The following is a 7088-nucleotide window of genomic DNA, read 5'->3' as shown; positions in this document are numbered from 1 at the left end:
ATCATTTGACGAAAGTGTGGTTTCACCAGAAAGTACTCCTGAGGAAAATCTTCCACAAGACGATTCTCCTATTATTACAACAGAAAAAATTATTGATAACTATATCGAAGTTGATGGAGGTTTAAACAACTAGTTCATACAACAAGTATGTTCTAAAACTTTGCCTTCGATTTCAAATAAAAAAATTAAATCTGATGATCAAAAAACTACCATTTCTACTTGCAGTTATTGCTATCCTACTTTCATGTGAAAAAGAATCATTTGACGAAAGTGTGGTTTCACCAGAAAGTACTCCTGAGGAAAATCTTCCACAAGACGATTCTCCTATTATTACAACAGAAAAAATTATTGATAATTATATCGAAGTTGATGGAGGTTTAAACAACTAGTTCATACATAAACCTTTTCTAAAAAAAATAGTTCTCTTTAAACAATTTAGAGTTAGCCAAAAAAACTTAAAAAAAAGAGTCTATAAAAAAAAGAAGCCCCAATGGGGCTTCTTTTTTTATTGTATTATGTTTTTCACGTACCTGTCTCGATAGAGTTACACTACCTCACCATACAAATCAAAATCTTCTGCTTCATATATTTTTACGGTTGCAAAATCTCCTGTTTTGAGATACTGCTTAGAAGCATCAATAAGCACTTCATTATCAACATCAGGAGAATCAAATTCTGTACGTCCAATAAAATAGTTCCCTTCTTTGCGGTCTACAACAATCTTAAACTCTGCTCCTATTTTTTGTTGATTAAGCTCCCATGAGATTTGGGATTGTATCTCCATGATCTCATTTGCTCGCTGCATTTTTACTTCTTCTGGCACATCATCCTCTAATTTATAAGCATGCGTATTTTCTTCATGAGAATATGTAAAACACCCTAGACGTTCAAAACGCATTTCTTTTACCCAATCTCTCATGGTCTCAAAGTCCTCTTGAGTTTCTCCTGGATATCCCACAATAAGTGTTGTACGAATCGCCATTTCTGGAACAGCTTCTCTAAATTCCTGAAGGAGTTTTGTAGTCTTTGCTTTGGTTGTTCCTCGTCGCATTGATTTTAAAACTGAATCTGATATATGCTGTAAAGGTATATCGATATAGTTACATATTTTAGGTTCTTCTTTCATCACCTTAAGCACCTCCATAGGAAATCCTGTTGGAAACGCATAATGCAAACGTATCCATTCTATACCTGTCACTTTTACCAAAGCTCTCAATAGGTCTGCCAGTTTTCTTTCTTTGTACAAATCCAACCCATAATATGTTAAATCCTGAGCAATTAGTACTAATTCTTTTACCCCGTTTGCAGCTAGTTTTTCTGCCTCTATTACTAATTCTTCTATCGGAGTCGATGTATGTTTACCCCTCATCAAAGGAATTGCACAAAACGAACAAGGACGATCACATCCTTCTGCTATTTTGAGATACGCATAATTCTTTGGGGTTGTGGTTAATCTTTCTCCTATTAACTCATGTCTATAATCAGCCCCTAAAGCTTTTAACAGCCCTGGAAGTTCTGTTGTTCCAAAATATTGATCTACATCTGGAATCTCTTCTTGCAAATCTGGTTTATACCTCTCTGATAAACATCCTGTAACAAAAATCTTATCTACCGCTCCTTCTTCCTTTTTCTGTACATATTCTAAAATAGTATTTACAGATTCTTCTTTAGCATTTGCAATAAACCCACATGTATTGATTACAACGATATTTCCTTCTTCTTCATGAACTACTTCTTTTTTATTTGCGCGTAATTGCCCCATTAGCACCTCACTATCATACACATTCTTACTACATCCTAATGTAACTACATTGATTTTATTCTTCTTTAATGTCTTTGTTCTCATATCTTTTGGGTAAAGGTGTGCAAAGATACAAGGATTAACTCAAGTTTATGGTATAAATTCGATATCTCTATAGCTTGTCCTTTTTCAATACAATAGTAATACCATTTACACTTTGAATTTATTGTAAAAGAAAATCAAAGTATAACTGGTATAAGTATATTTTTAAACCTTTTGTATATTAACAAGTCTAACCCTATAAATCTACCTTTATGAAAAAAAACAACATACTACTTCTAGCATGTCTATTATGCCTTATATCTTCTTGCTCTGATAATGATTCTACAGAAGAACTTATGGATCAACAAGAAATAGACACCACTCCAGAGGTAAATACATTATATTTTCCTCCTATTGATTCTGATACCTGGGAAACCTCTTCATTACAAGAATTAGGATGGAATACTGATAACGAGCAACCTTTATACACTTTTCTTGAGGAAAGAGGTACAAAAGCTTTTATCATTCTTAAAAACGGAAAGATCGTAATTGAAAAATATTTTAATGGGGCAACCGCTTCTGATAACAACCCTTGGTTCTCTGCAGGAAAAACCTTAACCGCGTTCACTATCGGAATAGCACAACAAGAAAACTTATTAAACATTGATGAAGCCTCTGCTACTTATCTGGGCGCTGGATGGACTAATATGACTACAGATCAAGAAAATGCCATTACAGTCAAACATCACCTTACTATGACTACTGGTTTGGATTATACTGTCTCTAATCAAAACTGTACCAGCTCAAACTGCCTAACTTATCTAAATGCCCCTAGCGATTTTTGGTACTATCATAATGCTACATATACATTATTAGATAACATTATCACGGGAGCTACAAATCAAGAATACAATACATATTTTACTAATAAAGTCAAAAATAAAATAGGAATGAATGGAGCATGGGTCACTCTTGGTTATGCCAAAATATTTTATAGTACTGCCAGAAGCATGGCTCGTTTTGGCTTATTAAGCTTAAACAAAGGACTTTGGGACACAACAGAAATTTTAAATGCCCCTGAGTTTTTCACCCAAATGACCACTACCTCTCAAAATCTAAATCAAGCATATGGATACTTATGGTGGTTAAACGGAAAAAATAGCTTTAGGGCTCCTGCTTCAGAAACTCAATATACAGGAAAATTGATTCCTGATGCTCCCAATGACTTGATTGCTGGACTTGGTAAAAATGACCAGAAACTATATGTAGTTCCCAGTCAAAATCTGGTTATCATCAGAATGGGAAATGATACAGGAGAAACATTATTAGGCCCCTCTGGTTTTGATAATGAATTATGGAAAAAAATTAACCTGTTAATTAATTAGCATAATTAGCAGGTGCTTTTCTTTCGTTTGTAGCTTGCTCATAGCTATATGCCAATTGCAACAATAAAGCTTCAGAAAAAGGCTTTGCTATAAATGTAAGTCCTTTTGGCTCTCCTTTTGCACTATATCCCATTGGTACAGTAAGAGCAGGGTATTTAGCCACAGCTGCATATCCTGCATCATAATTATTTATAGATAGTACTGCATCTAATTTATATGCATCAATAGAAGTATCAAAATAATTTCTTGCGACTATCTTTAAGTTTTCTTTTATACTAGCTAATTCTTTATCTGTGGTAGTATCTTCTAGAATACCTGTAAACATTTGCTGCCCATATGGTATTTGTATCAAAGAATCTTTCTGATTAAATATGGTTATGTCTTTTATATTCTCAATTGTAATATTATCACTTGCGTGTGTGTTTATGTATTTTGGCAAGTCATTTTTCATATCAATATTTAAAATATTTAAAAAACCTGGTAAATCAACTAATTCTGGTTCTATTTCTACAATAGTCCCTCCTGCCTTTTTTATATTTTCTATCGCTTTTTTATAAAGAGAATCTTTTAATAATTCTTTGACTACTCCAAATCGCTTTTCTTTTAGTGAATGCTCTTTAACTGCCTTTACAAAATCAATATTTACAGCCAATGAAGCGGGGTCACTAGTATCTTTTCCTAGTATAGCATTTAGTACAATTGCATTATCTATAACATGTTTTGTCATTGGCCCCGGAGTATCTAATGTACTAGATATAGGTACAATGCCAGTTCTACTTAGCACTCCAATAGTTGGTTTTAAACCAACTACAGAGTTTTGGCTAGCAGGAGATAATATAGATCCACTAGTTTCTGTACCAATAGCGGCAACACAAAAATTTGCCGCAACGGTAACTCCACTTCCTGAGCTTGACCCACCGCTTTCATAAATCATTCTCCCATATGGATTCATTGTCTGCCCTCCTATTGCACTATACCCAACTGGACATCCTGAGCATAAAAAGTAAGCCCACTCACTTAGGTTGGCTTTACCTAAGATAAGGGCGTTGTTTTCTATAAGTTTATCTGTGATAAAAGCATTCTTTGCTTTATTATCCTTCAACACAACTGCTCCAGCTGTGGTCATCATATCCTTTGTACCTATATTATCTTTTAACAATATAGGCATACCAAAAACAGAATTACTATCGATTTTATTTTTATCAATCTTATCTAATGCTCTTGCTTGTTTTACAACATTGGGGTTCAAGGATATTACAGAGTTTAATGATAATGAATTATCGCTTTCGTATTTTCTGATACGATAAATATAAAAGCATACCAACTCTTCATATGTAAGGTTTCCATTTTTGATATGATTTTGTATCGTAGGAATATCTTTTTCTATAATAAACGGTTTCAGTGAATCATATTTATCTTTGGAAAAATAATCTAACTCAGACTCCAAAACTCTCCATACATCATTCTTATCAGACACTTTAGAATTGATCAATTTTAGATGCATTCTCGTCTCCTCAAGTTTCTCTGTAGCTTTTAAGTCTTGTGTTTCATCATAAGCTTGCCATACGATTCTAGGTTCTTTTTGTGGGTGGGTTGTCTTTTTTTCTTGTTTTTTACAAGAAAAAAACAAACAAATTAACGCTAAAACATATAGTACCTTTTTCATTGTGACCGTATAAAAAAATTATATTAAAAAAATGCCCTTATATCATTTCATACAAGAACTCGTATTCTCTTTTTCTAAGCAAAAATTTACTTGCCTTTATGTAATAGAAAATCATTCTTCATGTAGTTGCTAATACAATCTCTTTGCTGTGTTTATTGGACTCTCAAACCTAAACGGCAAAGTTCTATTACATAAAAGTGGGTTTAAAATATAAAAAAAGGCGTTGAGAAATATTCTCAACGCCTTTTTTAACTATTCTGTAACAGTCTTTATTTAAAGAATGAATCTACAAATTCATATTTATTAAACACCTGTAAATCTTCTATACCTTCTCCTATACCTATGTATTTAACTGGTATTTGAAACTGATCACTTATTCCTATTACCACGCCTCCTTTTGCAGTTCCATCTAATTTGGTTACTGCCAATGAGGTAACTTCTGTTGCGGCTGTAAATTGCTTAGCTTGCTCAAAAGCATTTTGCCCTGTTGATCCATCTAGAACTAATAACACATCATGAGGAGCATCTCCTACTACTTTTTGCATTACTCGTTTTACTTTTGTCAACTCATTCATCAAATTAACCTTATTATGTAATCTACCAGCTGTATCTATAATGATTACATCTGCGTCTTGATTAACTCCAGATTGTAATGTATCAAATGCTACAGAGGCTGGATCACTTCCCATCTCTTGTTTTACAATAGGAACATCTACACGATCTGCCCAGACTTGTAATTGATCAATTGCTGCGGCTCTAAATGTATCTGCGGCTCCTAATACAACTTTCAATCCTTTCTTTTTTAATTGGTACGCTAATTTACCAATAGTTGTAGTCTTTCCTACTCCATTTACCCCAACAACCATTAACACATACGGTTTCTTAGTCTTAGGGATTTCAAAATCTGTAGCTTCTCCTACATTGGTTTCAGATAACAACCCTGCAATTTCTTCTCGTAGAATTTGATTTAGCTCATCTGTTCCCAGATACTTATCATTTGCCACTCGATTTTCTATACGCTCAATAATCTTAATGGTCGTTTTGACACCTACATCACTTGTCACCAAAATCTCTTCCAGATCATCCAACACATCATCATCAACTTTGGATTTACCTGCTACTGCTTTACTTAATTTGGAAAAAAAGTTAGTTTTGGATTTTTCTAATCCTTTATCAAGTGTCTCTTTTTTCTCTGAAGAAAATATTTTTTTAAAAAGCCCCATTTGTACTATTCGATATGCTAAAAATTAAAAACTATAACAGTTAGTTAGATTCCTTAAATATAAAAAGAAAGAGCCATTTCAATACAATTGAAACGGCTTCTTTTTAAAATATCTTGTACGAAATTACTTTTTCTTTAAAAAATCGTTAACCGCCTCTGGCGCCATAATCGATTCTACAAAAGTATACGCTCCTGTCTTTGGAGATTTTACCATTTTGATGGCTTTAGTTAATCTCTTTGACCCTGTCTGTAACGATGCTACTGATTTCTTTGCCATTGCTTATTATTTTATTTCTTTATGAACAGTCATTTTCTTAAGAATAGGATTAAATTTCTTTAATTCTACTCTATCAGGAGTGTTCTTTTTATTCTTGGTTGTGATATATCTTGATGTACCTGGTTTACCAGTTGCTTTATGCTCTGTACATTCTAAAATTACCTGTACTCTATTACCTTTCTTTGCCATTATAAATATCTTTTAGAATAAGGAGATTATTTATTTAAGAAACCTTTTGCTCTTGCTTCTTTTAAAACAGCAGAGATTCCGTTCTTGTTTATATTTTTTAACGCAGCAGTAGACACCTTAAGTGTTACCCAACGATCTTCTTCTGGGATATAAAAACGCTTTTTTATTAAATTCGCATTGAATTTACGTTTTGTTTTATTCATCGCATGAGAAACATTGTTCCCTACCATTGCTTTTTTACCTGTAAGCTCGCAAACTCTTGACATCTCTTCTTAATTTTGGTATTATTTCAAAACAGGGTGCAAATTAACGAATTATTTACCGAACCACCAATAATACTTTAGTTATTTTTTCTTCTTTTTTATTTTTTTTCTGTTCGTTCAAAAAAACAAAAAACAGGTGTTTTTACGTATTTCATAAACATCTGCATACAACTACCTTTACATCAGTTGGTTTCATAATTGTAACTAACTACTTAATATGGGGTAATTAAGTAGCAAATAAAGCGGGTCATAAATTTATGATCCGCTTTTTTTGATCATCAAATTAGATTAAATTTGGCATCA

8 protein-coding genes are annotated in these 7088 nt (G+C 33.0%); 2 read left to right on the top strand and 6 right to left on the bottom strand.

The genetic code is table 11. The annotated features are described in order from the left end of the window. The first annotated feature begins 194 nt into the window (after window positions 1-194). Window positions 195-389 carry a hypothetical protein gene (locus DG508_RS00815; protein WP_108866322.1) on the top strand — a complete coding sequence of 65 codons (195 nt, stop codon included), beginning with the start codon at window positions 195-197 and terminating at the stop codon, window positions 387-389. Window positions 390-544: 155 nt separating this feature from the next. Here the strand turns inward: DG508_RS00815 and rimO are convergent, their stop codons facing one another. Further along, window positions 545-1846: a 30S ribosomal protein S12 methylthiotransferase RimO gene (rimO, locus tag DG508_RS00810; protein WP_108866321.1), complete on the bottom strand. Its 1302-nt coding sequence runs from the start codon at window positions 1844-1846 to the stop codon at window positions 545-547. Between the two features lie 209 nt (window positions 1847-2055). On the opposite strand from rimO, the gene DG508_RS00805 reads away from it, so the two are divergent. Then, window positions 2056-3168 (top strand): serine hydrolase domain-containing protein, encoded by a 1113-nt coding sequence (locus DG508_RS00805; protein WP_199912738.1) that lies wholly within the window; start codon window positions 2056-2058, stop codon window positions 3166-3168. Here the strand turns inward: DG508_RS00805 and DG508_RS00800 are convergent. The 5 genes from DG508_RS00800 to rpmB all read right to left on the bottom strand — a co-directional run bounded on the left by DG508_RS00800 (window position 3161) and on the right by rpmB (window position 6788). Next, window positions 3161-4834: an amidase family protein gene (locus DG508_RS00800; protein ID WP_108866320.1), complete on the bottom strand. Its 1674-nt coding sequence runs from the start codon at window positions 4832-4834 to the stop codon at window positions 3161-3163. The two genes, DG508_RS00805 and DG508_RS00800, sit on opposite strands and share 8 nt — an antisense overlap. A 269-nt stretch (window positions 4835-5103) precedes the next feature. Next, complete coding sequence (gene ftsY, locus DG508_RS00795; RefSeq protein WP_108866319.1) at window positions 5104-6057, bottom strand: signal recognition particle-docking protein FtsY; 954 nt, start codon at window positions 6055-6057, stop codon at window positions 5104-5106. Between the two features lie 123 nt (window positions 6058-6180). Beyond that, complete coding sequence (locus tag DG508_RS00790) at window positions 6181-6333, bottom strand: DUF4295 domain-containing protein (RefSeq protein ID WP_101449883.1); 153 nt, start codon at window positions 6331-6333, stop codon at window positions 6181-6183. A gap of 6 nt (window positions 6334-6339) precedes the next feature. Continuing rightward, window positions 6340-6522: a 50S ribosomal protein L33 gene (rpmG, locus tag DG508_RS00785; protein ID WP_103865000.1), complete on the bottom strand. Its 183-nt coding sequence runs from the start codon at window positions 6520-6522 to the stop codon at window positions 6340-6342. Between the two features lie 26 nt (window positions 6523-6548). Continuing rightward, entirely contained in the window at window positions 6549-6788 is a 240-nt protein-coding gene (gene rpmB, locus DG508_RS00780; protein WP_024771296.1) for a 50S ribosomal protein L28, read from the bottom strand. Between the last annotated feature and the right edge of the window lie 300 nt (window positions 6789-7088).

This window comes from Aquimarina aquimarini, assembly GCF_900299535.1.
GTDB classification, from domain to species: domain Bacteria; phylum Bacteroidota; class Bacteroidia; order Flavobacteriales; family Flavobacteriaceae; genus Aquimarina; species Aquimarina aquimarini.
This window is presented reverse-complemented; position numbering and strand designations above follow the sequence as displayed.